Genomic DNA, 26421 nt, shown 5'->3' with positions numbered 1-26421 from the left:
GTGGATTTGTTGTTCAAATTACTCCGGCTTTACAAAGATATGCTTTTCCATACACCCCTTGATGCTGCCACTGCGCCGTTATCCAGGGTACAATTGCATGCTTAACAACACCTGCAGAACTCAAGGAGAGTGCATGTCTATCACGGCGAAATCTGTATACCGTGACACCGGGAATTTTTTCCGTAATCAATTTTTAACCATCCTGCTGATCTCGCTGCTGTGCGCGTTCATCACGGTGGTATTAGGGCATGCCTTCTCACCCAGCGATGCGCAGATTGCACAGTTAAGTGAAGGGGATCATCTTGAGGGAAGCGTAGGCTTGTTCGAGCTGGTGCAAAACATGACGCCGGAGCAACAACAGATCCTGTTGCGCGCCTCTGCGGCATCAACGTTTTCTGGTCTGATCGGTAATGCGGTGATGGCTGGCGGCGTGCTGCTGATGATTCAGTTAATTTCAGCCGGTCATCGCGTCAGCGCCCTGCGCGCGATCGGTGCCAGTGCGCCGATCCTGCCGCGCCTTTTCATCCTGATTTTGCTGACCACCCTGTTGGTACAGCTTGGAATTATGCTGGTGGTCGTTCCCGGAATCCTGTTAGCTATCCTGCTGGCGCTGGCGCCGATTATGCTGGTGCAGGATAAAATGGGCGTATTCGCCGCCATGCGCAACAGTATGCGTATGGCGTGGTCTAATATGCGACTGGTCGCCCCGGCGGTGATGGGCTGGCTGCTGGCAAAAACGCTGCTGTTGCTGTTTGCCTCCAGCTTTGCTGCGCTTGACCCTAACGTTGGCGCCGTAATCGCGAATACGTTGAGCAATCTGATCTCCGCCATATTGCTCATCTACCTGTTCCGTCTGTATATGTTGATTCGCCAATAACCCTGTCTGCGTCGCCGGCAGTAATGCCCGACGCGTTTGATTACGGAATCGAAGAATGAAGCAGTTTCTTGATTTTTTACCGCTGGTTGTCTTCTTTGTTTTTTACAAAGTGTACGACATCTATGCGGCCACCTCGGCACTCATTGTCGCAACGGCTATCGTGCTCATCTACAGCTGGGTTCGCTATCGTAAAGTTGAAAAAATGGCGCTGATCACCTTTGTTCTGGTGGCCGTGTTCGGCGGGTTAACCCTCTTCTTCCATAATGATGAGTTTATTAAATGGAAAGTGACGGTGATTTACGGCCTGTTTGCCGGTGCGCTTCTGGTTAGCCAGTGGATCATGAAAAAGCCGCTGATCCAGCGCATGCTGGGTAAAGAACTGACGCTGCCACAACCGGTCTGGTCGAAGCTCAATCTCGCGTGGGCCATCTTCTTTATTCTGTGTGGGCTTGCCAATATCTACATCGCCTTCTGGCTGCCGCAAAACATCTGGGTGAACTTTAAGGTATTCGGCCTCACCGCCTTGACGTTGATCTTTACCCTGTTGAGTGGTGTTTATATCTATCGCCATCTCCCGCAAGAAGACAAATCGTAAATGCTCATCCAACCAGGCCCATAGGCCTGGTTTTGCTTTCTGCGCAATCCCTACCGTACTCGCCCTCAATTGCATGAATCATGAAGATATTATGGAGATTGCCTTCACAACATTGAAATGAGAATGGTTATCATTGATATTCCGTATCGAATTTTTACAATTGGGATGTCAGTTGATGTATACGATAACAAAAATTTCTCCACGCCCTCTGGCGCTTTTGATTGCCACAGCATTAAGCGGAAATGCATTCGCCGCAGACGACGTTATGAACGACGGTGAAACGATGGTCGTCCAGGCCACCGCCGAAGAAGCTCTCAAGCAACAACCCGGTGTTTCTATTATCACCGCCAAAGACATTGAAAAATCCCCACCGGTCAATGACCTCTCCGATATTATTCGCACCATGCCCGGTGTGAACCTGACGGGCAACAGCGCCAGCGGCAGTCGGGGAAATAACCGTCAGATTGATATTCGCGGCATGGGTCCGGAAAACACGCTGATCCTGATTGATGGCGTGCCGGTCACCTCTCGGAACTCGGTGCGCTATAGCTGGCGCGGGGAGCGTGATACCCGTGGTGACACAAACTGGGTACCGGCGGAGATGGTCGAGCGTATTGAGGTGCTGCGCGGCCCGGCAGCGGCTCGTTACGGTTCCGGCGCGGCGGGTGGCGTCGTAAATATCATCACTAAACGGCCAACGAACGATTGGCACGGCTCGCTGTCTCTTTATACCAACCAGCCCGAGAACAGCAAAGAAGGTACCACCAGGCGTGCGAACGTCAATCTGAGCGGCCCGCTCATTGACGATGTTCTCACCATGCGTTTGTATGGCAACATCAACAAAACTGACGCCGATGCGGCGGATATCAATACCCGGCAAAATGGATCCTATGCCGCAGGGCGCGAAGGGGTGCGCAATAAAGACATTAATGCCCTGCTCTCCTGGAAACTGACGCCACAGCAAATTGTTGATTTTGACTACAGCTACAGCCGTCAGGGCAATATCTATGCCGGGGATACGCAGTATAGCAACTCCAACGTCAGTCCTGACGGGCTGGTCAGTACCCTTTACGGCGATGAAACCAACCGGATGTATCGTCAGTCGTGGGGGCTGACGCATAACGGCATCTGGGACTGGGGACAGTCTACATTCGGCGTCTACTACGAAAAAACCAACAATACCCGGATGCAGGAAGGCTCGACCGGTAAAGTGGAAGGGATGATCAATAACACCGAATACGCCACCAGCCGCCTGGAATCTTATCGTTCTTCCGGAGAACTCAACATCCCTGTCTTCTGGCTGGTTGATCAAACCCTGACGCTGGGTGCGGAGTGGAACCGTGACGAACTCAACGATCCGGCGTCTATGCAGGCCACCAGCGCATCCGGCGTGCAGATTGGCAATGTCTCCGGTGACGCCTCCAGTCGCAGCACCCAAAATAGCGCCACGCTCACCGGTATCTATCTGGAAGATAATATCGAAGCGCGGCCTGGCACGGATATTATTCCGGGGATCCGTTTTGACTATCACGACGAATTTGGCAGCAACTGGAGCCCCAGTCTGAATATGTCGCAGGAACTGGGCGATCTGTTTAAGCTGAAAGCCGGGATTGCGCGCGTCTTTAAAGCGCCAAACCTGTATCAGTCCAGCGAGGGATATTTGCTCTCCACGCGCGGCAACGGGTGTCCGAATACTATCGCCGCCGGCAGTTGTTATCTGCTGGGTAATCCGGATCTGGACCCAGAAATCAGTATTAACAAAGAGATCGGCCTGGAATTTAATTACGCTGGGTGGGATGCGGGAATCACCTGGTTCCGTAATGACTATAAGAACAAAATCGTCGCCGGGACCGATATTATCGGTTACGCCTCCAACGGAAATAACATCCTGCAATGGGAAAATGGTGGCAAAGCGATTGTCGAAGGTCTGGAAGGTAACGTGGTGATCCCGCTGGTGCCGGAAACGTTAAGCTGGCGCACAAACGCGACGTATATGATCAAATCCGAGAACAAGGACACCGGTAACCCGCTCTCCGTGATCCCGAAATACACCATTAACACCCTGCTCGACTGGCAGGTGAACGACAAGCTCTCCACGCAGCTACAGTGGACGCAGTACGGTCGACAAAAACCGCGCGAGTATGCTGAAACGCGCAACGAAACGGGTGCCATGTCGGATAAGGAGATGGGTGCCTACGCGGTTGTCGGACTCGGCGCTAATTACCAGATGACGAAAAACCTGCGCCTGAACGCCGGGATCAGCAACCTGTTCGACAAGCGGATCTATCGTGAAAACGATGGCGCCTCAACCTACAACGAACCCGGACGCGCTTACTATGCGGGCGTAACGATGTCATTCTAATCACCCAAACGCCCGTCTCGCGGGCGTTTCCCCTCTGTTCTCCATGCTAAAATCATAGTAGCATCGCGCCTGAAATTTTTTTCTACAGTCGGTTTTACAATGACAACAACAACTCACGCCCCGCAGGGCGAACTGGTTTTACGCACACTGGCTATGCCTGCCGATACCAATGCCAACGGTGATATTTTTGGCGGCTGGCTGATGTCGCAGATGGATATTGGCGGTGCTATTCAGGCCAAAGAGATTGCCCATGGTCGGGTGGTGACCGTCCGCGTGGAAGGAATGAGCTTTCTGCGTCCGGTTGCCGTCGGCGATGTGGTATGTTGCTACGCCCGTTGCGTGAAGCGCGGAACCACTTCCGTCAGCATCAATATTGAAGTCTGGGTCAAGAAAGTGGCGTCAGAGCCAATTGGCCAGCGCTACAAAGCGACAGAGGCACTGTTTATCTACGTCGCGGTAGATCCAGACGGTAAACCCCGCCCGCTACCGGTAGAATAAACACAAAAAAGCCTCCATTACGGAGGCTTTTACGTTATCACCAGATGATCATTCGATTTGCGTGGTGCCGTTCAGACGGAAGACGATATTCACGACCAGCCCTGAACCCGGTTTACCGGCTTCATAGCGCCATCTGCGCATCGCATTCTTCACTTCACGTTCAAACATGTTAGCCGGTTGCGCTGACACGATTTGTACGTTGTCCACCCGGCCATCGGACGTAACATCAAACTTCACTTTTACCCGCCCCTCAATACGTAATGCCTGAGCGCGCGCCGGATACTGCGGCTGGTTACGCGTTAACGCACGTGGACCTGCCGGAACGCTCACCGTCGGCTTGCTGGTTGCCGGCGCAGTGCTGGTGGCCGGACGCGAAGGCGCGGTATTCTCAAACGGCGACGCCGGACGCGGCTCGGCAGGTTTGACATCACGCTTCGGCTGCTCCTGTACCTTTTTCACCGGTTTCGGTTTGGGCTTGGGTTTAGGCTTCGGTTTCTCGATAACAACCGGCGCCTCTTTAGGCGGTTCGGGAATCGGTTCCGGCTCAGGTTCAGGCTCGACAACCGGTTCCGGCGGCGGCTGGACAGCCTGCGGTGGTTCCAGGTCGGCTGGCGAAACCATCGTTACGGAGATGGGCTGCGCAGGGGCAGGCAATTCAATAACCTGATGTACCGAGGTATACAAGAGTCCCGCCACTAAAGCGCCATGAATGCCGACAGAAAGTAGTGTCGGCCAGGGAAAGCGACGAGGTAAATCAAGGGTCATTGAAGTCATAATCGTTTCAGTTGAAAAACCAGGCCCCAATTTTAAATGCAAATAGCAATCATATTCAATAAGCCATCGCCATAAGCGCCATTTTTCTCCTAAAAATTCCCTGACAATTGTACGGCCTTAACAAGGCTGTCATCTTTGCGTTGCAGTAAAGAGGCCTTTCAAATAACGTATTTAGCACTTTTACCGAACAAGGAGCCCTATCCGTGCTTTATGTCATCTACGCGCAAGATAACCCGAATTCACTTGAAAAGCGTCTTTCCGTCCGCCCCGCGCATCTGGCACGACTACAGTTGCTTCACGACGAAGGACGTCTCCTGACTGCAGGCCCCATGCCAGCGGTAGATAGTAACGATCCCGGTGCGGCAGGTTTTACCGGCTCCACGGTGATTGCTGAATTTGACTCACTGGAAGAGGCGCAATCCTGGGCCGAGGCTGACCCGTATGTTGCCGCCGGGGTTTACGCGCAGGTTTCAGTGAAACCCTTTAAGAAGACGTTCTGAAAGACGTGTTCATTGGGCACCGCATGCGGTGCCCTTTTCACTCAGAGGCTATGGATCGCAAACAGCAGCGAATTACGTTGCTGATTCAGGACACATTTTCTGATTGAGTGGATCCGCATATTCCGACGCGACTGTCCTTCAAGCCAACGCGCTTTACGGCGACTGGCCTGACGCAGCATCCGCCAGCGTCCCACTTCCGTTCTACTCCGCTTCATGATACCTACTCTTACAGTGCAAGAATGGGCATTATACCCCCCACAGACAGGCAGGCTAGCGCTTTTGCCGTGTTTTTATTTGCCAGATTTATCATGACGCGTAAACTCATAACAATACGCTTTCAAAAGGATTTTTAATCTATGACAACCTTCTACACGGTGGTGAGTTGGCTGGTCATTCTGGGCTACTGGGTGCTCATTGCCGGTGTAACATTACGTATTTTAATGAAACGTCGCGCGGTTCCTTCTGCGATGGCCTGGCTGCTGATCATTTATATTCTGCCGTTGGTCGGAATTATTGCTTATTTATCCTTCGGGGAACTGCATCTGGGCAAGCGTCGGGCAGAACGCGCTCGCGCAATGTGGCCATCCACCGCAAAGTGGCTGAACGATCTCAAAGCCTGCAAACATATCTTTGCCGAAGAGAACAGCAGCGTCGCCGCTTCGCTGTTCAAACTCTGTGAGCGTCGCCAGGGCATCGCGGGGGTTAAAGGCAACCAACTCCAGTTGCTCACCGATTCTGACGATGTGATGCAGGCGCTGATCCGCGATATTCAGTTGGCGAGACATAACATCGAAATGGTGTTCTATATCTGGCAACCCGGCGGTATGGCGGATCAGGTGGCGGAATCCCTGATGGCTGCCGCACGACGCGGGATCCATTGCCGACTCATGCTGGACTCTGCCGGTAGCGTCGCTTTCTTCCGCAGCCCCTGGGCGGCGATGATGCGCAACGCCGGTATCGAAGTGGTCGAAGCGCTGAAGGTTAACCTGTTCCGTGTGTTCCTGCGTCGCATGGACCTGCGTCAGCACCGCAAGATGGTGATGATTGATAACTATATTGCTTATACCGGCAGCATGAATATGGTGGATCCGCGCTTTTTCAAACAGGATGCGGGCGTCGGTCAGTGGGTGGATCTGATGGCGCGAATGGAAGGTCCGGTGGCAACCGCAATGGGCATCGTCTATTCCTGCGACTGGGAAATTGAAACCGGCAAACGCATTCTGCCTCCGCCGCCGGACGTCAACATAATGCCGTTCGAAGAGGCCAGCGGACACACAATTCATACCATCGCTTCCGGCCCAGGCTTTCCGGAAGATCTGATACACCAGGCGCTGCTGACGGCGGCTTATTCGGCGCGTGAATATTTAATTATGACTACCCCCTACTTCGTGCCGAGCGACGATTTGCTGCATGCCATCTGTACAGCGGCACAGCGCGGTGTGGACGTCAGTATTATTCTGCCACGCAAGAACGATTCACTCCTGGTTGGCTGGGCCAGCCGCGCCTTCTTTACCGAGCTGTTGGCGGCCGGGGTGAAAATTTATCAGTTCGAAGGCGGTCTGTTGCATACCAAGAGCGTACTGGTCGATGGTGAACTCAGTCTGGTCGGGACCGTGAATCTGGATATGCGAAGTCTGTGGCTGAATTTTGAGATCACGCTGGTGATTGATGACGTCGGATTCGGCGGCGATCTGGCGGCTGTGCAGGACGATTATATCTCCCGTTCTCGCCTGCTGGACGCGAATTTGTGGCTAAAACGCCCGCTCTGGCAGCGGATCACCGAGCGACTGTTTTACTTCTTCAGTCCGTTGCTGTAAAACGTGCCCAAGAGACGGTAAACAGGTAGTCACTATGGATATGGATCTGAACAATCGCCTGACTGAAGACGAAACGCTTGAGCAGGCTTACGATATTTTTCTCGAACTGGCGGCCGATAACCTCGACCCGGCGGACATTATTCTGTTCAACCTGCAGTTTGAGGAGCGCGGCGGCGCGGAGTTATTTGACCCGTCAGAAGACTGGCAGGATCACGTGGATTATGACCTGAACCCGGACTTCTTTGCCGAAGTGGTGATTGGTCTGGCAGACAGTGAAGACGGCGAGATCAACGATATTTTTGCCCGCGTGTTGCTGTGTCGCGAAAAAAATCACAAGCTCTGCCATATTCTCTGGCGCGAATAATCAAAGACAAGAGCCGCAATCGCGGCTCTTTTTATTTAGTCCGGCAATTTACTGCCGCAGTGGTTACAAAATTTCGCGCTATGTTCATGCTGGCTCTGCTGGCACTGTGGGCACTGGCGCTGTTGATTCCGCTTTTGAAACGCCATGCTCATATGCGTGGTAATCAACCCGGTAGGAATGGCAATCACTGAATAGCCAATCAAAATCAGGACTGATGCCACAATCCGCCCCAATGGCGTATGTGGCGAAATATCGCCATACCCAACCGTCGTGACGGTCACAATCGCCCAGTAGACCGACGCATTCAGCGTGGTGAATCCATATTCCGGTCCTTCGATGAGATACATCAACGTGCCGAAAATAATCATCAAAATGCCGATAAACGAATAAAACAGAATCAGCTGATGCCGGGCACTCATAATCGCCCGCCAGAATACCCGTAATGAAGGCATAAAACGCAACAGCTTAAGGATCCGCAGGATACGAATGGCCCGCATAGCCCGCCAGGCAAAAACGTAATTGAGGCTGATTTCCGGCCACAGCCACATCACATACAACGGCAGAATAGTCGCTAAATCAATTAAGCCCCAGAAGCTGAAGACATATTTCGCCGGATTCGGCCAGCTCACTAAACGCAGCAAATATTCCAGCGTAAAGACCAGCGTGATGATGAGTTCAAGCCAGACAAAAATATGCCACTCATCAAGCGTCAGGTGATATTGCGTGCCAAGGCCCGATTCAATAAAAATAACCAGCACGCTCAACAGCGCGAACAGAGCACATAACCCCTCGCCCCGTCGCCCTGAGCGGGTGTTCAGATCGAACAAGCGGTGATAAATCTGCCTGCGAAGCGATGACAAGGAAAACGACACGATAACCTCTGCGAAAAGAAGGGCTGACAGTTTGTCAGCCCTTGCGATTATAGCGGGTCTACTTTAAGGCAGGAAACCGCATGCCGGAAACTGCCTTCCAGTACCGGACGCGTTTTCGCACATTCCGGGCCGGCTATCGGACAACGGGTACGGAATACACAGCCTGACGGCGGGTTAATCGGTGACGGCAATTCCCCTTCCAGTAGCTGAATCGTCTTGTTCTTTTCCAGATCGGGATCGGGAATCGGTACCGCCGACATCAGCGCTTTAGTGTAGGGATGCAGTGGGTTGTGATAGACCTCGTCATAGGTCCCCAGTTCCACGGCATGACCCAGATACATCACCAGCACGCGATCAGAGATATGTTTTACGACCGCCAGGTCATGGGCGATGAAGATCAGCGACAGGCCCATTTCCCTCTGAAGCTGCTGCAAGAGGTTGACGACCTGCGCCTGAATTGACACGTCCAACGCGGAGACCGGCTCATCACAGATGATCAGCTTCGGCTCCAGAATCAACGCCCGGGCAATCCCGATACGCTGGCACTGACCGCCCGAAAACTCATGCGGATAGCGGTTAATCAGGTTTGGCAGTAAGCCCACCTTCATCATCATCGCTTTCACCCGATCGCGCACTTCCTGACGCGGTAATTTCGGATGATAGGTCCGCAGCGGTTCAGCGATGATTTCACCAATGGTCATGCGAGGGTTCAGCGATGCCAGCGGATCCTGGAAAATCATCTGAATATCACTGCGAACGTCCCGCCATTCATCGGGGTTCATCCCCAGCAGGTCTTTACCCAACCATGCCACCCGACCATCGGTCGCTTTTACCAGCCCGATAATGGCCCGGGCAAAGGTCGATTTCCCGCAGCCGGATTCGCCAACGACCCCCAGCGTCTCTCCTTCATACAGCCGCAGCGTCACGCCATCGACCGCCTTCAGCGTTTTTGAGGGCTGCCAGAACCACTGCTTGCCATCTTTAATGTCGAAATGCACCTTCAGATCGGCGATTTCCAGGAGGACTTTACGTTTTTCATCTACAGCGTTCATGCCAGATCCTCCACCGGTTTAAAGCAGGCGCGCAGACGTCCTGGACTAAACTCCTCCAGCGGCGGAGTGGTGCTACAAATCTCCATCGCATGCGGACAGCGCGGCTGGAACGGACAGCCTTTCGGCAGACGCAGTAAGTTGGGCGGGTTCCCCGGAATCGTCAGCATCTCGTCACCTTCGCCATCCAGGCGCGGCACCGCATTGAGAAGACCAATCGAATAAGGATGAACGGGCTGATAAAAAACATCGCGGGCATTACCGTATTCCATCGTCCGCCCGGCATACATCACCAGCACTTTGTCGCAAATCCCGGCCACCACCCCGAGATCGTGGGTAATCATGATGATGGCGGTGTTGAATTCACGCTTCAGTTCATTGAGAAGCGTCATGATTTGCGCCTGCACGGTAACATCCAGCGCGGTCGTCGGTTCGTCGGCAATCAGTAACTTCGGCCGGCACAGCAGCGCCATTGCGATCATCACGCGCTGACGCATACCGCCGGAAAATTCATGCGGGAACATCTTCATCCGCTTACGCGCTTCCGGCATTTTGACCGCGTCCAGCATTCTGACCGACTCTTCAAACGCCTCCGCTTTGCTCATGCTTTTATGCAGCATCAGCACTTCCATCAGTTGCTCCCCGACACGCATGTAGGGATTCAGCGAGGTCATCGGGTCCTGAAAAATCATCGAGATTTGCTCGGCGCGCAGCTTATTCAGTTCGTGCTCCGGCAGATTGAGGATCTCGCGGCCGCTGAACGTCGCCGAGCCACCAATCCGGCCATTCGCGGCCAGCAGCCCCATCAACGCAAACGCGGTCTGTGATTTACCTGAACCAGACTCACCGACGATGCCGAGGGTTTCTCCGGCGCGCAGTGTAAAGTTCAAATCATTCACTGCGGTGACATCACCGTCCGGGGTACTGAACGTCACACGAAGATCTTTTACGTCCAGCAGTGCGTTAGCCCTTTGCTGCGCGAACGGCACGCCTGCAGTTTCAATTACGCTCATGGCTGCACTCCTTAACGGTCTTTCGGGTCGAGGGCATCACGCAAGCCATCGCCAATAAAGTTAAAACAGAACAACGTCACCACCAGAAAAGCGGCCGGGAACAGCAGTAGCCACGGCGACACTTCCATCGAGTTGGCGCCATCGCTCAGCAACGCGCCCCAACTGCTCAGCGGCTCCTGCGTCCCCAGCCCCAGGAAGCTGAGGAAGGATTCGAACAGGATCATGCTTGGCACCAGCAAGGAGGCGTACACCACCACCACGCCCAGCACGTTAGGCACAATATGGCGCAGGACGATGTTACCGGTCGACACGCCGCCCACCTGCGCGGCTTCAATAAATTCTTTCCGCTTCAGGCTCAGGGTCTGCCCGCGCACAATACGCGCCATATCCAGCCAGGAAACCATCCCGATCGCCACAAAAATCAGCAGAATGTTTTGCCCGAAGAAGGTGACCAGCAGGATAACGAAGAACATAAACGGGAAGGAGTTGAGGATTTCCAGCAGGCGCATCATCACCGAGTCGATTTTGCCGCCCAGATAGCCTGAAAGCGAGCCGTACAGCGTCCCCACTACCACCGCAACGAGCGCGGCCGCGATGCCGACCATCAGCGAGATCCGCCCGCCAATCGCCACGCGCACCAGCAGGTCGCGTCCAGAGGAGTCGGTACCAAAATAGTGACCAGACTCGCTATCCGGCGCGCTGGACATCATGCCCCAGTCGGTATCGAAGTAGGTGAACTGCGACAGCATCGGTGCCAGCGTCACGAACAGCGCAATCACCACCAATACAATCAGACTGGCAACCGCAGCGCGGTTATGCATAAAACGACGGCGAGCATCCTGCCACAGACTGCGCCCCTCGACCTCCAGCTTCTCACTGAAATTCTCCAGCGCTTCGCTGTTTTTCTTACCTAACATCATCGCGAGCTCCAGTATCAGTAACGAATTTTCGGGTCGATGACGGCATAGAGCACGTCAACAATCGCATTAAAGACAATGGTCAATGTCCCCACGAGGATCGTCAGGCTGAGAACCAGCGAGTAATCGCGGTTCAGCGCGCCGTTAACAAACAGCTGACCAATCCCCGGCAAACCATAGATTGTCTCAATGACCATTGAACCTGTGATAATCCCGACAAATGCCGGTCCCATATAGGAGAGCACCGGGAGTAACGCCGGTTTCAACGCATGGCGGAAAATAATACGGCGCATCGGCAGCCCTTTCGCTCGCGCGGTGCGAATGAAGTTTGAGTGCAGCACTTCAATCATTGAGCCACGGGTGATACGCGCAATACTGGCAATATAGGCCAGTGATAACGCAACCATCGGCAGGATCATAAATTTCAGCGCCCCGCCGTTCCAGCCGCCACCCGGCAACCATTTGAGGGTGATCGCAAATATCATGACCAGCAGAGGCGCGACCACAAAGCTCGGTATGACCACCCCGGTCATCGCCACCCCCATGACCGCATAGTCCCATCGCGTGTTTTGCTTCAACGCGGCAATTACGCCAGCGCTCACCCCGAGGATCACGGCCAGAAAAAAGGCGGCAAGGCCCAGTTTCGCCGATACCGGAAAACTCGAAGCGACCAGGTCGTTAACCGTATAATCTTTGTATTTAAAAGAAGGACCGAAATCACCGTGCGCCAGTTGCTTCAGATAGCTGAAATACTGGGTCATGATAGGGTCGTTAAGATGGTATTTCGCTTCAATGTTTGCCAGAACTTCTGCCGGCAACGCGCGTTCGCCGGTGAAGGGACTTCCCGGCGCAAGACGCATCATAAAGAACGAAATGGTAATAAGAATAAACAGCGTCGGAATTGCTTCCAGACAGCGGCGTAGAATAAATTTCAACATTGCCCGTACCTTCTGGCGTGTGCCTTTACACCTCTTCACGCAGAACCACTAATGAGAGGTGTTGAGAGTCGACGAAAAAAGACACTGTGGGGCAACGTCTGCTGCCCCACCCTTTGCCATTAATGCTTGATAATATACAAATCTTTGACGTGGATATTATCCATCGGGTCTTTACCGGTATAACCACCCACCCACGGTTTCACCAGACGGGCGTTGACGTAGTAGAACACCGGCACAATCGCAGAATCTTTATCAAGCTGCTGCTCGGCTTTGCCGTAAAGCTCAGTACGCTGCTCTTCATTCGTTGCTTTCAGCGCATCGGCAAGGATCTTGTCAAACGCTGGGCTCTTATAATGCGTCGTGTTGTTTGAGCTGTCAGACAGCACCATGTTCAGGAAGGAGGTCGGTTCGTTGTAATCCGCACACCAGGCCGCACGAGAAACATCATAGTTGCCCTGATGACGCGTATCGAGGAAGGTCTTCCATTCCTGGTTTTCCAGCTTGACGTTCACACCTAAGTTTTTCTTCCAGATGGACGCCGCGGCGATAGCCAGTTTTTTGTGCAGATCGGACGTGTTATACAGCAGGTTGAAGGTCAACGGTTTATCAGCGGTATATCCGGCTTCGGCCAGTAATTTTTTCGCTTCTTCGTTACGTTTTTCCTGCGTCCAGCCAAACCATTCTGGTTCAGCCAGTTTTGCGCCGTCAGTATACGGAGGCGTGAAGCTGTATGCTGGCAGGTCGCCCTGGTTTTTCACTTTATTAACGATAATATCGCGGTCCAGCGCCAGCTTAAGCGCGGTACGCACGCGGACATCCGTAAACGGTGCTTTCTGGTTATTGATTTCGTAATAGTAGGTACACAGATACGGGTCAACGTGAACTTCGTTCGGGATCTCTTTTTTCAGCTTCTGGAACAGTTCAATCGGCATGTTGTTATAGGTCATGTCGATTTCACCGCTGCGGTAACGGTTAACGTCTGTCACCTCTGATGCGATCGGCAGGTACGTCACCTGATTAATGACCGTTTTGGCGTTGTCCCAGTAATTAGGATTGCGCTCAAGCACGATATGCTCGTTAACCACCCAGTCTTTCAGCTTATACGCACCGTTGGTGATGATATTGGCTGGCTGAGTCCACTTCTCACCGTATTTTTCAACGGCGGCTTTAGGAACCGGGGAAACGGATGAGTGCACCAGCAGTTTGTAGAAATAAGGTACAGGCTCGCTGAGGGTCACTTCAAAGGTATTATCATCAATGGCTTTAACGCCAAGATCGGTTGGCGGCTTCTTGCCGGCAACGATGTCATCAATATTGACAATATGACCATACTGCAGATAACTGGCGTACGGGGATGCGGTATTCGGATTCGCCAGACGTTGCCAGCTGTAAACAAAATCGTGGGCCGTCACCGGTGAGCCATCAGACCATTTTGCATCTTTGCGCAGATGGAATGTCCAGACTTTAAAATCTTTATTTTCCCATTTCTCAGCCACGCCCGGAGACGGTTTACCGTCGACGTCACTGATGATTAAACCTTCAAACAGATCGCGGCTGATATTGGATTCCGGCACCCCTTCGATTTTATGCGGATCGAGAGACTGAACTTCCGAACCATTATTTCGCACCAGCGTCTGCTTTTCCGCCAGTTGCACACCTGCGGGGACGACGGCAGCTGTCGCGACATTTCCGGCGATGAGCGCAGTTAAAATTCCTGCCGCCACTAAACTTTTCTTCGTGTTGGTCATTGTGTTTGTACTCCCTCATTATAATTACTGGTTTTATCACCAGCCTGTTAATCCCGTCAGGGATCTCTGATCAGCTTCGGAGACTTTCAGCTACCAGGTCGTTTACTGCCTGCTATCACCGACTTTATTTATTCTGGCGATTCGTTTGATCACCTTACGTCGATTCGTTATGCACCTCCCCTGTCAGGGGGCGCATGAATAGTGGTTAAACTGCTTTGTTGATATTTATTCTCATCAACGAGCAATCCGCTGCAATATGAACTGTCGGAAAGTAACAAAAGCATTTATTAACCGCCAATACAATTTACAGATTTGTTAAGCAATTCTCTTTTAGAGAAAAAATTGCGTTCCGGTGGAACGTTCCGAAACAGGAAAAATAACAACAATCGCTTAGCAATCAATCAATTAGTGATACACCATTCGTCTGAAACCCTTGAGCTTTGCAACAGGCGGATAAATATACAAAAATTTAACAATTGATTATTTTTTAGCACATTACTCTGCAAGTTCATTGAATTAACTAATATCATCTCAATTATCCTTCAGCAAGCCCCGGATTGTGATGTGAGCAAAATAACAATGCAGAGCCTCGCAAAGGGACTAAAAAGACTGTTAAATCAAAGGACTTAATACCGACAGAGGCATCAGTGATTCCCGGTAAGCGGGACTGAAAGTAAGAAAGGTGACGAGACGGGATGATAAAAAAGACGGAGCCGTGAACAGCTCCGTGGGATATTTCATCTGAAAGCGAATTAGCTTAAAAGCCCTGGAAATATGGCCTTAATACCGGTGACAATAAACTCGATGCCCAGCGCCATTAAGAGTAGCCCCATAATTCGGGTAATCACGTTAATACCCGTTTGGCCCAGAACACGCACCAACCACGGTGCCATGCGGAAGAGTCCCCAACAGCACAGGGCAAAAAGCGCAATCGCCACAAAGAAGCCAAGCAGGTACATCACACTGTGATAACGCGTTCCCCACACAATGGTTGAACTGATCGCGCCGGGGCCTGCCATCAGCGGCAGCGCCAGTGGAACCACACCTACACTTTCACGGATCGCCGTTTCTGATTTTTCCTGCTTGTTCTGCTTATCCTCACCCAGTTTGCCGCTAATCATCGACATCGCAATGGTGACCACAAGGATCCCGCCGGCGATACGAAACGAATCAATTGAGATACCGAACAGTTGCAGAATGCCGTCACCGAGGAATAGCGAGGTCCACAGAATGATCGCAACGGACAGGTTAGCAGTGAGGTTCGTTTTGTTGCGCGCCGCCGCTGTCTGGTAGCTGGTCATACTGATGAAGACAGGAATAATCCCAACCGGGTTCACTAACGCGAACAACCCGATGAAAAATTTAAAATAAACAGGAAAATCAAACAGCGTTTGGATCACGGTTAGCTCCGAAGCGTTAGCCGTATAAAGTAAGTTAAAATAACCGGGTAAAAACCGTGCTGAAGATACGCCTTTTCACAGCACATTTCACCAGGGCAAACGTAAAATTGCTACCATTCCTGAGTGTTACTAATATGTTTTAATTATGATAATTTGAGACCCATTCACCACTACAATTACACAACACTTAGCGTTTAGGGCTAAAACGGCCTGCTGAAAGGTGTCAGCTTTGCTAAATCTTGATCCAGATCACGTAATCGCTACTCAGAAGTGAGTAACCTTGCTTACGCCACCTGGAAGTAACGCGTTAGAGTTAGATGACGCTGACGCATAAGCTCTTTTAGTAAATCAGAGCAAACTGAACGTTAAGTAACCAATTGATTTTCTGGCTGTTATACAAACTAACGCCCGCTGTCTATACTCACGTATCGAGCAGATGATTTACTAAAAAAGTTTAACATTATCAGGAGAGCATTATGGCTGTTACTAATGTCGCTGAACTTAACGCACTCGTCGAGCGCGTCAAAAAAGCCCAGCGTGAATATGCCAGTTTCACTCAAGAACAAGTTGATAAAATCTTCCGCGCCGCCGCTCTGGCTGCTGCAGATGCTCGAATTCCTCTCGCGAAGATGGCCGTTGCCGAATCCGGTATGGGTATCGTCGAAGATAAAGTGATTAAAAACCACTTTGCTTCTGAATACATCTATAACGCTTACAAAGATGAAAAAACCTGCGGCGTGCTGTCTGAAGACGACACCTTCGGGACTATCACCATTGCTGAACCAATTGGTATCATCTGCGGTATCGTACCAACCACTAACCCAACCTCTACGGCAATCTTTAAGTCTCTGATTAGCCTGAAAACCCGTAACGCGATCATCTTCTCTCCGCATCCGCGTGCAAAAGATGCTACCAACAAAGCGGCCGATATCGTACTGCAGGCTGCTATCGCTGCCGGTGCGCCGAAAGATCTGATTGGCTGGATCGATCAACCTTCCGTTGAACTGTCTAACGCACTGATGCACCACCCGGATATCAACCTGATTCTGGCGACCGGTGGTCCGGGCATGGTTAAAGCCGCATATAGCTCCGGTAAACCCGCTATCGGTGTGGGCGCAGGTAACACGCCAGTGGTTATTGATGAAACCGCTGATATCAAACGTGCAGTCGCCTCTGTACTGATGTCCAAAACCTTCGACAACGGCGTTATCTGTGCTTCTGAACAGTCTGTTGTTGTGGTTGATTCCGTTTACGATGCCGTTCGCGAACGTTTCGCCAGCCACGGCGGCTACATGCTGCAAGGCAAAGAACTGAAAGCGGTTCAGGACGTGATCCTGAAAAATGGCGCGCTGAACGCCGCTATCGTAGGTCAGCCTGCGTACAAAATCGCTGAACTGGCTGGTTTCACTGTGCCAGAAACCACTAAGATTCTGATCGGTGAAGTGAAAGTGGTTGATGAGAGCGAACCGTTCGCTCACGAAAAACTGTCCCCGACGCTGGCGATGTACCGTGCGAAAGATTTTGAAGACGCGGTCATTAAAGCGGAGAAACTGGTGGCGATGGGCGGTATCGGTCATACCTCTTGCCTGTACACCGACCAGGACAACCAGCCGGAGCGCGTGGCTTACTTCGGTCAGATGATGAAAACCGCACGTATCCTGATCAACACCCCGGCATCTCAGGGTGGTATCGGTGACCTGTATAACTTCAAACTCGCACCTTCCCTGACTCTGGGTTGTGGTTCCTGGGGTGGTAACTCCATCTCTGAAAACGTTGGTCCGAAACACCTGATCAACAAGAAAACCGTTGCTAAGCGAGCTGAAAACATGTTGTGGCACAAACTTCCGAAATCTATCTACTTCCGCCGTGGCTCACTGCCAATCGCGCTGGATGAAGTGATTACTGATGGCCACAAACGTGCGCTCATCGTGACTGACCGCTTCCTGTTCAACAACGGTTATGCAGACCAGATCACCTCTGTGCTGAAAGCGGCTGGCGTTGAAACTGAAGTGTTCTTTGAAGTGGAAGCGGACCCGACGCTCTCTGTTGTCCGTAAAGGTGCAGAGCTGGCAAATTCCTTCAAACCTGACGTGATCATTGCGCTGGGTGGGGGTTCCCCGATGGACGCCGCGAAAATCATGTGGGTGATGTACGAACATCCGGAAACTCACTTCGAAGAACTGGCGTTGCGCTTTATGGACATCCGTAAACGTATCTACAAGTTCCCGAAAATGGGTGTCAAAGCGAAAATGATTGCGGTCACCACCACTTCTGGTACCGGTTCTGAAGTAACTCCGTTTGCGGTTGTTACTGACGATGCGACCGGTCAGAAATACCCGCTGGCTGACTACGCCCTGACCCCGGATATGGCAATTGTCGATGCTAACCTGGTCATGGACATGCCGAAGTCCCTGTGTGCCTTCGGTGGTCTGGATGCCGTCACTCACGCCCTGGAAGCTTACGTTTCCGTACTGGCTTCTGAGTTCTCTGATGGTCAGGCACTGCAAGCGCTGAAACTGCTGAAAGAAAACCTGCCGGCGTCTTACAACGAAGGGTCTAAAAACCCGGTCGCCCGTGAACGTGTTCACAGTGCAGCCACTATCGCCGGTATCGCGTTTGCGAACGCCTTCCTCGGTGTGTGTCACTCCATGGCGCACAAGCTGGGCTCACAGTTCCACATTCCGCATGGTCTGGCGAACGCCCTGTTGATCAGCAACGTTATTCGCTACAACGCGAACGACAACCCGACCAAACAGACTGCCTTCAGCCAGTATGACCGTCCGCAGGCACGCCGTCGTTATGCTGAGATCGCAGACCATCTGGGTCTGAGCGCTCCGGGCGACCGTACTGCTGCGAAGATTGAGAAACTGCTGGCATGGCTGGAAAGCCTGAAAGCTGAACTGGGTATTCCGAAGTCAATCCGTGAAGCAGGCGTTCAGGAAGCTGACTTCCTGGCTCACGTTGACAAGCTGTCTGAAGATGCATTCGATGACCAGTGCACCGGCGCTAACCCGCGCTACCCGCTGATCTCCGAACTGAAACAGATCCTGCTGGATACCTTCTACGGTCGTGAGTTCTCTGAAGGCACCCCAGCGGCGAAAGAAGTTGCCGCTGCTCCGAAAGCAGAGAAAAAAGCGAAGAAATCTGCGTAATTCTCGCTGAACTGTTACAACGTAAAAGCGGCCTCTGTTGAGGCCGCTTTTTTTGTCCCCGAAATCCGTCTCTGTTGTTGCACCACGGTCGGGTCTGTAAACGGTTCAGCGCGTCGCTAAGCGTTTATCAGTAGGTAAAATTAGTCATGGCTATGGCGTTCCTGTATCGCCGTCAGAGAGCCCTCCTCCAGCGCTTCCTTATAATGCTTACGACAGACCGAGACATACCGCTCGTTGCCGCCAATAACCACCTGCTCGCCTTCATTATAGGGTCTGCCCGCCTGATCAAGACGCAACACCATACTTGCTTTACGCCCGCAGAAGCAGATTGTTTTTAATTCCACCAGCTTATCTGACCACGCCAACAGGTATTGGCTACCCACAAACAGTTCACCGCGAAAATCAGTGCGTAATCCGTAGCACAACACCGGAATATCCAGTTGATCAACAACTTCCGATAATTCATAAACCTGCTGCCGGGTTAAAAACTGACATTCATCCACCAGCACGCAATGAATAGGTTGACGCGCATTATCGGCTGCAATCTCTTCATACAACGATGAATTCTGGTTAAACAATTTGGCGGGAGAAGACAACCCGATACGCGAACTTACTTTCCCCGCACCATAACGATCGTCTATTTCCGCGGTATATACGACAGTACGCATCCCGCGTTCCTGGTAATTGTATGAAGATTGCAGTAAGGCTGTCGACTTACCTGCATTCATTGCTGAATAGTAGAAATATAGCTGTGCCATCGGCCACAGACCCTCACCAAAGTGAAATAAAGACGGGGCGCAGTGTAGCATAATTTCAATCGTTATCGGTGCCAGGTTCTGTTCTCGTTGGCTATATCTTCCGCCTCCCTCTCCCGGCGCGAGAAAAATCTGTAGGGCCGAATGTACGGAAAATACGAATTAACAATTGAACAAACAATGCGCGGCAGCTCCCATTCTTGTCGTAATGTGCGTTTGATATTCATCAACGCTGCTTATCAACGCTGACCTAATGGAAACCCTGAATTTATTGTTACTGTTCTACATAACTGTTGCGAAGTAATAGACTGTGCCCATCAACAAAACTAATACAAAAGGTTGAAATCACTACAATGAATGTCTATTTCATCATGTGAAAATGTGACCTGAATCCGGATGTTCTCGCCTGAAAAAAGGAGTAACCGCTCAGCCAATAAGCCTTTTTTTGTGCGTTCCTTCAAGAAAAATTTAAGTTCGGATATTTATTGCAGGCAAAAAATAAAGGGCAATTTTGAATTCCTTACATTCCTGGCTATTGCACATCTGAATTTAACGCTCTATTATTAGCTCAACAAACCACCCCCAATATAAGTTTGAGATTACTACAATGAGCGAAGCACTTAAAATTCTGAACAACATCCGTACTCTTCGTGCGCAGGCAAGAGAATGTACCCTTGAGACGCTGGAAGAAATGCTGGAAAAATTAGAAGTTGTTGTTAACGAACGTCGTGAAGAAGAAAGCGCGGCAGCCGCTGAAGTTGAAGAGCGCACTCGTAAACTGCAACAATATCGTGAAATGCTGATTGCTGACGGTATTGATCCGAATGAACTGCTGAATAGCATGGCGGCGGTTAAATCCGGTACCAAAGCTAAACGTGCAGCGCGTCCGGCTAAATATAGCTACGTTGACGAAAACGGTGAAACTAAAACCTGGACTGGTCAGGGTCGTACTCCGGCAGTGATCAAGAAAGCAATGGAAGAGCAAGGTAAACAACTGGACGATTTCCTGATCAAGGAATAATCTGTAATCTCCTTGCTTAAAATCCCGCGCTCTGCGGGATTTTTTATGCCTGCAATCTGCTGATTTCTCATCAAGCGTTGGTATAAAAAAACGGCGCTGGATGTCAGCGCCGTCTCAGTTCGTTAATTATAACGTCTGGTTACTTTTTAATACCCATCTCTTCTTCGAGCCAGGCCTTAAATTCGCTACCAAGCGAATTATGTCGAATGCCATATTCCACAAACGCCTGCATATAACCTAATTTATTGCCGCAGTCGTGGCTCTTTCCTTTCATATGGTAGGCTTCAACAGTCTCTTTTTCGATCAGCATGTCAATCGCGTCGGTCAACTGAATTTCGTCACCCGCGCCTGGAGGGGTTTTCGCCAGCAGAGGCCAGATGTCCGCGCTCAACACGTAGCGGCCAACAATCGCCAGGTTTGACGGGGCGACATCGGCTTTCGGTTTCTCCACAACGCCCACCATTGGCACGCTCTCACCTGGTGCCAGCGGTACGCCTTTACAGTCAACCACACCGTATGCGGTCACATCCGCGACCGGTTCAACCATAATCTGGCTATTTCCGGTTTCATCAAATCGACGGATCATTTCAGCCAGATTATCCTGGGATAAATCGGACTCAAACTCATCAAGAATAACGTCAGGCAAAATAACCGCGACAGGTTCATTACCAACCACGGGATGGGCGCACAATACCGCATGGCCCAGGCCTTTTGCCAGCCCCTGACGAACCTGCATTATCGTGACGTGTGGGGGACAAATAGACTGAACTTCTTCGAGTAGCTGGCGCTTAACGCGTTTTTCCAGCATCGCTTCCAGTTCGAAACTGGTATCGAAGTGGTTTTCGATCGAATTTTTCGAGGAGTGCGTCACCAGTACAATTTCAGTGATGCCCGCAGCAATACACTCGTTTACGACATACTGAATTAATGGCTTATCAACCAGCGGCAACATCTCTTTCGGGATCGCTTTCGTCGCCGGTAACATCCTGGTTCCTAATCCCGCTACCGGGATAACGGCTTTTTTGACTTTCGTGTTAATGGCAGCCATTTAAATTCTCCTGGACTGTTCATGTATTGAACGTGTTCATCAATCTGTATCGCATCGAGTATATCAGGACTGACACAAGCCTCAGGTCCGAAAAGGATGCGTGTTCGTATAATTAAGATAAATACGTATAAGACTGGCGCAGATAGTAACACCCGCAGAGAAAGGCAGATACGGCAATTTGCATCCGCCCTCTCGATTGTTCATTCCGCAGACAACATCAGACGTAGCCGACCTCCTGCCCCCCAAATTTGACACTGCCAGGCGTCGCAGCGTTGGCTAATTTGGTTAAGGTAAGTATTACCCAACGTTCCCAGTGGAACGCCGTTACTGATCTGCACATTATGCAATCCGGTATTTAATGTCGCATTGAGTCCGGCAGAAACCAGAATCAGATTTTTAAACTCACTGTGATAATAGCCGACTAATAGCGGAAACTGTCCGGGTAAATTGGCCTGGCGAAGCAGATGGTTGACTTGTTTCAATAATGCCCCCAGTTCCGGCAGACGCTGATTCTGATGTGCAAGTTGATCCTGTAACAGACCATTAAATAACGCCCGCAGGAGTAACGCCGCCAGTACACCGTTGTCGCCAGCCCGGGTAACGTCCAGACAATAAAATGCGAGATCGTTATCCGAAAGTGGCGCGATATCCAGTACCAGTCCAGGCTTATCCGCCGAAACCAGTTGTCGGTAATTGACCCGGCAATGCGAAATAATCTGCTGCACCGGAGGCTGAAGTTCCTGAAGTAATTTTGCGGCGGCGGCAGGATTGTCCACCATCGCATCCCAGTCGCGAAACAGGCGCTCTTCTTCTTCAACCCGGGAATTAAACATATTCGGATACAGGCAGGCAAACACCGTTTCCCGCAGTCGGGTCAGGTCTTTCACCGGCTTCAGCAGGACGTCATCTACGCCAAGACGTAAGGCTTTGGCAATATCCGCCATATTTTCTGTCGCCGAGATCACCAGAATCGGCGTCTGGTCACCGCGATTACGCAAATGCTCCACCAGACTGAGGCCGTTCATTCTTGGCATTGCAAGATCGCAAATCATGAGATCGGGTGTGAAATCAGCTAAACGGTCCAGTGCTTCTATGCCATCGGCCGCCAGTGCTGTAGTCGCTCCCAAAGAGGAAAACCACGAATCCAGAAGCGAGCGGAAAACCGGCTCGTCCTCAACGATTAGAATCTGTTTTCCGACCAATGGCTGCGTCATGTTCTCTCCCCTGACTGGCTTTACTCAATAGTGGCATGCTATTGCCACACACGCCTGTCAGAATATGCTTAAGTGTAGTTAAAAATGGTGCGTCAAACGCCGGCACGCACCAGAGGTAAAAGCTCGTCCATCTTTTTCTCTACCGCTAATCGCCCTGCTTCTATGGCAGAGCTGGCGCGATGAAAATCCAGGGTGGAGATTTGTGGACAGAACGGTTGAATTAAGATATCCGGCGGGTCGCCCGCCATGCGATTACGCTTGAGACGATTTTCCAGCACCTGAATCGAGGTGGTCATGATTTCCATCGCGGTTGGCGCTGTCACCACACGGCGGGCGGTAATATTGCCCAGCCGTTCTTTCAGGCGCGCATGCCAGGAAAGTCCGTCATTATCCCCCTCCGGGCTGTCATCGCTGACGTTCAATGACAACAGATCCTGCTGCATCAAATGCGCGTCGTGTTGCAGATCGACGGCAATCACAATATCCGCGCCCAGCGCGCGGGTCAGTGAGATGGGAACCGGATTAACGACGCCGCCGTCCACCAGCCAGTAGCCATTGTGAGCGACGGGCGACATCAGGCCGGGAATACTGCAGGAGGCGCGAACGGCAAGATGGAGATCGCCCTCCGTAAACCATAATTCACGCCCCGTACTGAGATTGGTCGCTACCGTCGCAAACCGACGGCTGCACTGTTCAATTTCAGGCACGGGCATGACGTTGCGATATTGATTAAAGACGCGCTCGCCGCGCAACAGTCCGCCCCGACGCCAGGAGAGATCCATCAGACGCAGGACATCCCAATAGCTGAATGAACAGACCCATTCTTCAAGCGCGGGCAATTTGTTACAGGCGTAGGCGGCACCAACCAGCGAACCGATGGAGCATCCAGCGACGATATCAACATCAATGCCCATGTGTTTTAGGGCTTTGATGACACCAATATGGGACCAGCCTCGCGCAGCACCTGAGCCCAGCGCCAGACCTATTTTCATTTTTCTCATTTGACCGACAAACTTCCCCTGGCTTACGGGCGTAGCAACATCTCCAACGCTCAGTTAACATAGTGCTACCCAGGCTTTTTTATACGCCGTTTTTTTATCAGGGAGTTTTTTGTGTCTCAGCTTTGTCCCTGTGGTAGCGCAGTCGAGTATAGCCTATGTTGCCACCGATATCTGTCTGGTGAGCAAGTCGCACCCGATCCATTGCACCTCATGCGTTCGCGCTACTGCGCTTTTGTGATGAAAGACGCAGATTATTTGATCAAGACCTGGCATTCGGCCTGTCACGCGGCCCGTTTCCGGGATGAGATCAGTGCCGGATTTGCCACAACTGAATGGCTGGGGCTGACCGTTTTCGAACACACCGTGTCTGAGGCGGACAACACCGGTTACGTCAGTTTTGTCGCCCGTTTTCGTGAACACGAAAAACCAGGGGCGATCATTGAACGTTCTCGTTTTTTAAAAGAAAACGGTCAGTGGTACTATATCGATGGTACACGCCCGCAATTTGGACGCAACGACCCCTGCCCTTGTGGCTCAGGTAAAAAATTTAAAAAATGCTGCGGCTAGTCAATTGCCCGACAGTATTCACTCAGCAAACATCATCAACAGGATTACCGCTGCAATGCATTCTTTACAACGAAAAGTGCTTCGTACCATCTGCCCTGACCAGAAGGGGCTTATCGCGCGTATTACGAATATTTGCTACAAACATGAACTGAATATCGTGCAGAACAATGAGTTTGTAGACCACCGCACCGGTCGTTTTTTCATGCGCACCGAACTGGAAGGCATTTTTAACGACGCCACGCTGCTGGCCGATCTGGATAGCGCCTTACCGGAAGGCTCCATTCGCGAGTTGAATCCTGCCGGGCGCCGTCGCGTGGTGATTCTGGTCACCAAAGAAGCGCATTGTCTGGGCGATCTATTAATGAAAGCCAACTATGGCGGTCTGGATGTGGATATCGCCGCCGTGATTGGTAATCACGAAACGCTGCGTTCGCTGGTCGAGCGTTTTGAAATTCCTTTCGAGCTGGTCAGTCACGAAGGATTAACCCGTGAAGAGCACGATCAGAAGATGGCGGACGCGATTGACGCGCACCAACCGGATTACGTGGTGCTGGCGAAATATATGCGCGTGCTGACACCGGAGTTTGTGGCGCGCTTCCCGAACCAGATTATTAATATTCACCACTCGTTCCTGCCAGCGTTCATCGGCGCACGCCCTTACCACCAGGCTTATGAGCGCGGGGTGAAGATCATCGGCGCGACGGCGCACTACGTGAATGACAATCTGGACGAAGGTCCGATCATCATGCAGGACGTCATCCATGTGGATCACACCTACACGGCCGAAGACATGATGCGCGCCGGGCGCGACGTCGAAAAGAACGTTCTGAGCCGCGCGTTGTATCAGGTACTTGCCCAGCGCGTGTTTGTGTACGGCAACCGGACGATTATTCTTTAATCGACTGAGAAATGAATTGGTTAGCTTTTACGCCTTTACGGGTAAAAATCAGGCAACCAGTTTATTTTTCTCGCCGGAATGCTTTACAGGGGCGCATCATTTGATATGATGCGCCCCGCTTCCCGAAATGGAAGCAGGCCAGTAAAACGCATTACCCCGTGGTGGGGTTCCCGAGCGGCCAAAGGGAGCAGACTGTAAATCTGCCGTCATCGACTTCGAAGGTTCGAATCCTTCCCCCACCACCATTCACGCTGTAAGTTCTGACAATATATTTACCCCTGGTGGGGTTCCCGAGCGGCCAAAGGGAGCAGACTGTAAATCTGCCGTCATCGACTTCGAAGGTTCGAATCCTTCCCCCACCACCATCACTTCCCTGTTATCCCTTTGCCAAATCAATTGATGTTTCCCTATATTCTGCCCATGCGGGGAAGGATGAGAAGCTTCGATTAAGGTTCGATTCGAGCGTAGCGAGAAAGCGTTGCCGCAGGCAACGACCCGAAGGGCGAGGCGCAACGCGCCGAGTAATCCTTCCCCCACCACCATCACTTCCCTGTTATCCCTTTRYYAAATCAATYGATRTTTCCCYATATTCTGCCCATGCGGGGAAATTTCGATTCGAACGGCACCCAGCAAAACGCTACATCGGTGGCAATCTGCGCTTCACCGGCGAGCTTTTCACGATCGATGTATTACACTGCGCATGCTCGGAAAGTCCATCAAGCAAGGTATCGAGTTGATCGATGGTGCGCACCACCAGCCGGATAACGAAACAATCCTCGCCGGTCACTTTGTCGCTTTCAATACATTCGGGCATCGCCTGAATATATTTATCCACTTTATGAAGCAGGCCCGGTAAAGGCCGAACCCGTACCAGCGCCTGTAAGGTATATCCCAGCGCAGTCAGGTTTACCTGCGCGCCATATCCCTGAATGACGCCGCGCTCTTCCAGGCGTTTCACACGCTCAGCGGTACTCGGTGAAGTCAATCCTACCCGACCACTCAATACCTTTAATGACATCCGCGCATCTTCTACCAGACACT

General features: G+C 51.6%; 25 protein-coding genes, 2 tRNA genes, 1 other RNA gene and 1 pseudogene. 15 read left to right on the top strand and 14 right to left on the bottom strand.

The features are described from left to right. The 5 genes and pseudogenes from JTI98_RS21235 to yciA form a co-directional block, all read left to right on the top strand. Positions 1-105 (top strand): annotated as a pseudogene (locus JTI98_RS21235) (hypothetical protein); the annotation flags it as partial. 28 nt (positions 106-133) lie between these two features. Then, positions 134-877, top strand: coding sequence for a YciC family protein (locus JTI98_RS14560; protein ID WP_044327867.1), 744 nt, complete (start codon positions 134-136; stop codon positions 875-877). A 55-nt stretch (positions 878-932) separates the two neighbouring features. Continuing rightward, a complete protein-coding gene (locus JTI98_RS14555) occupies positions 933-1472 on the top strand; it encodes a septation protein A (RefSeq protein ID WP_043000517.1) in 540 nt (179 codons plus the stop codon). Between the two features lie 175 nt (positions 1473-1647). After that, positions 1648-3834 carry a TonB-dependent siderophore receptor gene (locus JTI98_RS14550; RefSeq protein WP_216081418.1) on the top strand — a complete coding sequence of 729 codons (2187 nt, stop codon included), beginning with the start codon at positions 1648-1650 and terminating at the stop codon, positions 3832-3834. A 99-nt stretch (positions 3835-3933) separates the two neighbouring features. Next, entirely contained in the window at positions 3934-4332 is a 399-nt protein-coding gene (gene yciA, locus JTI98_RS14545) for an acyl-CoA thioester hydrolase YciA (protein WP_043000515.1), read from the top strand. 48 nt (positions 4333-4380) lie between these two features. On the opposite strand, the gene tonB is transcribed toward yciA, so the two are convergent. Next, complete coding sequence (gene tonB / locus JTI98_RS14540) at positions 4381-5097, bottom strand: TonB system transport protein TonB (RefSeq protein WP_044267227.1); 717 nt, start codon at positions 5095-5097, stop codon at positions 4381-4383. 212 nt (positions 5098-5309) lie between these two features. Between tonB and JTI98_RS14535 the strand changes: the two genes are divergently transcribed. Next, entirely contained in the window at positions 5310-5606 is a 297-nt protein-coding gene (locus JTI98_RS14535; RefSeq protein ID WP_043000514.1) for a YciI family protein, read from the top strand. A gap of 41 nt (positions 5607-5647) precedes the next feature. Here the strand turns inward: JTI98_RS14535 and JTI98_RS14530 are convergent, their stop codons facing one another. After that, positions 5648-5821, bottom strand: a complete 174-nt coding sequence (locus JTI98_RS14530) for a YciY family protein (RefSeq protein WP_086512586.1) — start codon at positions 5819-5821, stop codon at positions 5648-5650. Between the two features lie 141 nt (positions 5822-5962). Here JTI98_RS14530 and cls point away from each other — a divergent pair, with 141 nt between their 5' ends. After that, positions 5963-7423 carry a cardiolipin synthase gene (cls, locus tag JTI98_RS14525; RefSeq protein ID WP_043000513.1) on the top strand — a complete coding sequence of 487 codons (1461 nt, stop codon included), beginning with the start codon at positions 5963-5965 and terminating at the stop codon, positions 7421-7423. Between the two features lie 34 nt (positions 7424-7457). After that, positions 7458-7787, top strand: a complete 330-nt coding sequence (locus JTI98_RS14520) for an HI1450 family dsDNA-mimic protein (RefSeq protein ID WP_043000512.1) — start codon at positions 7458-7460, stop codon at positions 7785-7787. Between the two features lie 35 nt (positions 7788-7822). On the opposite strand, the gene JTI98_RS14515 is transcribed toward JTI98_RS14520, so the two are convergent. The 7 genes from JTI98_RS14515 to ychE form a co-directional block, all read right to left on the bottom strand. Then, positions 7823-8659 (bottom strand): ion transporter, encoded by an 837-nt coding sequence (locus JTI98_RS14515; RefSeq protein WP_043000511.1) that lies wholly within the window; start codon positions 8657-8659, stop codon positions 7823-7825. Positions 8660-8706: 47 nt separating this feature from the next. Continuing rightward, positions 8707-9711, bottom strand: a complete 1005-nt coding sequence (gene oppF, locus JTI98_RS14510) for a murein tripeptide/oligopeptide ABC transporter ATP-binding protein OppF (protein WP_043000510.1) — start codon at positions 9709-9711, stop codon at positions 8707-8709. Further along, entirely contained in the window at positions 9708-10721 is a 1014-nt protein-coding gene (gene oppD, locus JTI98_RS14505; protein WP_043000509.1) for a murein tripeptide/oligopeptide ABC transporter ATP-binding protein OppD, read from the bottom strand. The genes oppF and oppD overlap by 4 nt, the downstream gene beginning before the upstream one ends. 11 nt (positions 10722-10732) lie before the next feature. Beyond that, positions 10733-11641: an oligopeptide ABC transporter permease OppC gene (gene oppC, locus JTI98_RS14500; RefSeq protein WP_043000508.1), complete on the bottom strand. Its 909-nt coding sequence runs from the start codon at positions 11639-11641 to the stop codon at positions 10733-10735. A 14-nt stretch (positions 11642-11655) separates the two neighbouring features. Beyond that, positions 11656-12576: an oligopeptide ABC transporter permease OppB gene (oppB, locus tag JTI98_RS14495; RefSeq protein ID WP_043000507.1), complete on the bottom strand. Its 921-nt coding sequence runs from the start codon at positions 12574-12576 to the stop codon at positions 11656-11658. 119 nt (positions 12577-12695) lie between these two features. After that, complete coding sequence (gene oppA, locus JTI98_RS14490; protein WP_043000506.1) at positions 12696-14324, bottom strand: oligopeptide ABC transporter substrate-binding protein OppA; 1629 nt, start codon at positions 14322-14324, stop codon at positions 12696-12698. Positions 14325-15076: 752 nt separating this feature from the next. After that, entirely contained in the window at positions 15077-15724 is a 648-nt protein-coding gene (gene ychE / locus JTI98_RS14485; RefSeq protein ID WP_043000505.1) for an NAAT family transporter YchE, read from the bottom strand. Between the two features lie 476 nt (positions 15725-16200). On the opposite strand from ychE, the gene adhE reads away from it, so the two are divergent. Then, the gene (gene adhE / locus JTI98_RS14480; RefSeq protein ID WP_043000504.1) at positions 16201-18876 is read left to right on the top strand and encodes a bifunctional acetaldehyde-CoA/alcohol dehydrogenase; all 2676 of its coding nucleotides are present in this window, start codon (positions 16201-16203) and stop codon (positions 18874-18876) included. 140 nt (positions 18877-19016) lie between these two features. On the opposite strand, the gene tdk is transcribed toward adhE, so the two are convergent. After that, positions 19017-19634 (bottom strand): thymidine kinase, encoded by a 618-nt coding sequence (tdk, locus tag JTI98_RS14475; protein ID WP_044257707.1) that lies wholly within the window; start codon positions 19632-19634, stop codon positions 19017-19019. A gap of 604 nt (positions 19635-20238) precedes the next feature. On the opposite strand from tdk, the gene hns reads away from it, so the two are divergent. After that, on the top strand, positions 20239-20652 hold the full coding sequence (gene hns, locus JTI98_RS14470) for a histone-like nucleoid-structuring protein H-NS (protein WP_042318627.1): 414 nt from the start codon (positions 20239-20241) through the stop codon (positions 20650-20652). A gap of 139 nt (positions 20653-20791) precedes the next feature. Here hns and galU read toward each other — a convergent pair whose 3' ends face one another. The 3 genes from galU to rssA form a co-directional block, all read right to left on the bottom strand. Next, positions 20792-21700: a UTP--glucose-1-phosphate uridylyltransferase GalU gene (gene galU, locus JTI98_RS14465; RefSeq protein ID WP_043000503.1), complete on the bottom strand. Its 909-nt coding sequence runs from the start codon at positions 21698-21700 to the stop codon at positions 20792-20794. A 200-nt stretch (positions 21701-21900) separates the two neighbouring features. Continuing rightward, a complete protein-coding gene (gene rssB / locus JTI98_RS14460; protein ID WP_216081417.1) occupies positions 21901-22914 on the bottom strand; it encodes a two-component system response regulator RssB in 1014 nt (337 codons plus the stop codon). Positions 22915-23006: 92 nt separating this feature from the next. Beyond that, the gene (gene rssA, locus JTI98_RS14455; RefSeq protein WP_216081416.1) at positions 23007-23915 is read right to left on the bottom strand and encodes a patatin-like phospholipase RssA; all 909 of its coding nucleotides are present in this window, start codon (positions 23913-23915) and stop codon (positions 23007-23009) included. Positions 23916-24026: 111 nt separating this feature from the next. Between rssA and JTI98_RS14450 the strand changes: the two genes are divergently transcribed. From JTI98_RS14450 to JTI98_RS14430, 5 genes are all read left to right on the top strand, one after another. Next, entirely contained in the window at positions 24027-24482 is a 456-nt protein-coding gene (locus JTI98_RS14450) for a YchJ family protein (RefSeq protein ID WP_216081415.1), read from the top strand. A 55-nt stretch (positions 24483-24537) separates the two neighbouring features. After that, the gene (gene purU, locus JTI98_RS14445; protein ID WP_043000499.1) at positions 24538-25380 is read left to right on the top strand and encodes a formyltetrahydrofolate deformylase; all 843 of its coding nucleotides are present in this window, start codon (positions 24538-24540) and stop codon (positions 25378-25380) included. A 160-nt stretch (positions 25381-25540) separates the two neighbouring features. Continuing rightward, positions 25541-25625, top strand: a tRNA-Tyr gene (locus tag JTI98_RS14440). Positions 25626-25660: 35 nt separating this feature from the next. Continuing rightward, positions 25661-25745 (top strand) — tRNA-Tyr (locus JTI98_RS14435). Between the two features lie 46 nt (positions 25746-25791). Continuing rightward, positions 25792-25922: non-coding RNA, RtT sRNA (locus JTI98_RS14430), on the top strand. 95 nt (positions 25923-26017) lie between these two features. On the opposite strand, the gene JTI98_RS14425 is transcribed toward JTI98_RS14430, so the two are convergent. Beyond that, the coding region (locus JTI98_RS14425) for an Lrp/AsnC family transcriptional regulator (protein ID WP_216081414.1) at positions 26018-26421 on the bottom strand (404 nt) is incomplete at its 5' end.

Source organism: Citrobacter sp. MGH 55, assembly GCF_016906145.1.
Classification (GTDB): domain Bacteria; phylum Pseudomonadota; class Gammaproteobacteria; order Enterobacterales; family Enterobacteriaceae; genus Citrobacter_A; species Citrobacter_A amalonaticus.
This window is presented reverse-complemented; position numbering and strand designations above follow the sequence as displayed.

What these genes read in the sequence shown, in the direction of transcription:
- JTI98_RS14550 (WP_216081418.1), top strand. Translation starts at nt 1,648, where the DNA reads ATGTATACGATAACAAAAATTTCTCCACGCCCTCTGGCGCTTTTGATT.
- oppB (WP_043000507.1), bottom strand. Translation starts at nt 12,576, where the DNA reads ATGTTGAAATTTATTCTACGCCGCTGTCTGGAAGCAATTCCGACGCTG.
- oppC (WP_043000508.1), bottom strand. Translation starts at nt 11,641, where the DNA reads ATGATGTTAGGTAAGAAAAACAGCGAAGCGCTGGAGAATTTCAGTGAG.
- JTI98_RS14555 (WP_043000517.1), top strand. Translation starts at nt 933, where the DNA reads ATGAAGCAGTTTCTTGATTTTTTACCGCTGGTTGTCTTCTTTGTTTTT.
- rssA (WP_216081416.1), bottom strand. Translation starts at nt 23,915, where the DNA reads ATGAGAAAAATGAAAATAGGTCTGGCGCTGGGCTCAGGTGCTGCGCGA.
- oppA (WP_043000506.1), bottom strand. Translation starts at nt 14,324, where the DNA reads ATGACCAACACGAAGAAAAGTTTAGTGGCGGCAGGAATTTTAACTGCG.
- hns (WP_042318627.1), top strand. Translation starts at nt 20,239, where the DNA reads ATGAGCGAAGCACTTAAAATTCTGAACAACATCCGTACTCTTCGTGCG.
- rssB (WP_216081417.1), bottom strand. Translation starts at nt 22,914, where the DNA reads ATGACGCAGCCATTGGTCGGAAAACAGATTCTAATCGTTGAGGACGAG.
- tonB (WP_044267227.1), bottom strand. Translation starts at nt 5,097, where the DNA reads ATGACCCTTGATTTACCTCGTCGCTTTCCCTGGCCGACACTACTTTCT.
- yciA (WP_043000515.1), top strand. Translation starts at nt 3,934, where the DNA reads ATGACAACAACAACTCACGCCCCGCAGGGCGAACTGGTTTTACGCACA.
- oppF (WP_043000510.1), bottom strand. Translation starts at nt 9,711, where the DNA reads ATGAACGCTGTAGATGAAAAACGTAAAGTCCTCCTGGAAATCGCCGAT.
- oppD (WP_043000509.1), bottom strand. Translation starts at nt 10,721, where the DNA reads ATGAGCGTAATTGAAACTGCAGGCGTGCCGTTCGCGCAGCAAAGGGCT.
- JTI98_RS14530 (WP_086512586.1), bottom strand. Translation starts at nt 5,821, where the DNA reads ATGAAGCGGAGTAGAACGGAAGTGGGACGCTGGCGGATGCTGCGTCAG.
- galU (WP_043000503.1), bottom strand. Translation starts at nt 21,700, where the DNA reads ATGGCTGCCATTAACACGAAAGTCAAAAAAGCCGTTATCCCGGTAGCG.
- JTI98_RS14520 (WP_043000512.1), top strand. Translation starts at nt 7,458, where the DNA reads ATGGATATGGATCTGAACAATCGCCTGACTGAAGACGAAACGCTTGAG.
- purU (WP_043000499.1), top strand. Translation starts at nt 24,538, where the DNA reads ATGCATTCTTTACAACGAAAAGTGCTTCGTACCATCTGCCCTGACCAG.
- tdk (WP_044257707.1), bottom strand. Translation starts at nt 19,634, where the DNA reads ATGGCACAGCTATATTTCTACTATTCAGCAATGAATGCAGGTAAGTCG.
- JTI98_RS14560 (WP_044327867.1), top strand. Translation starts at nt 134, where the DNA reads ATGTCTATCACGGCGAAATCTGTATACCGTGACACCGGGAATTTTTTC.
- adhE (WP_043000504.1), top strand. Translation starts at nt 16,201, where the DNA reads ATGGCTGTTACTAATGTCGCTGAACTTAACGCACTCGTCGAGCGCGTC.
- cls (WP_043000513.1), top strand. Translation starts at nt 5,963, where the DNA reads ATGACAACCTTCTACACGGTGGTGAGTTGGCTGGTCATTCTGGGCTAC.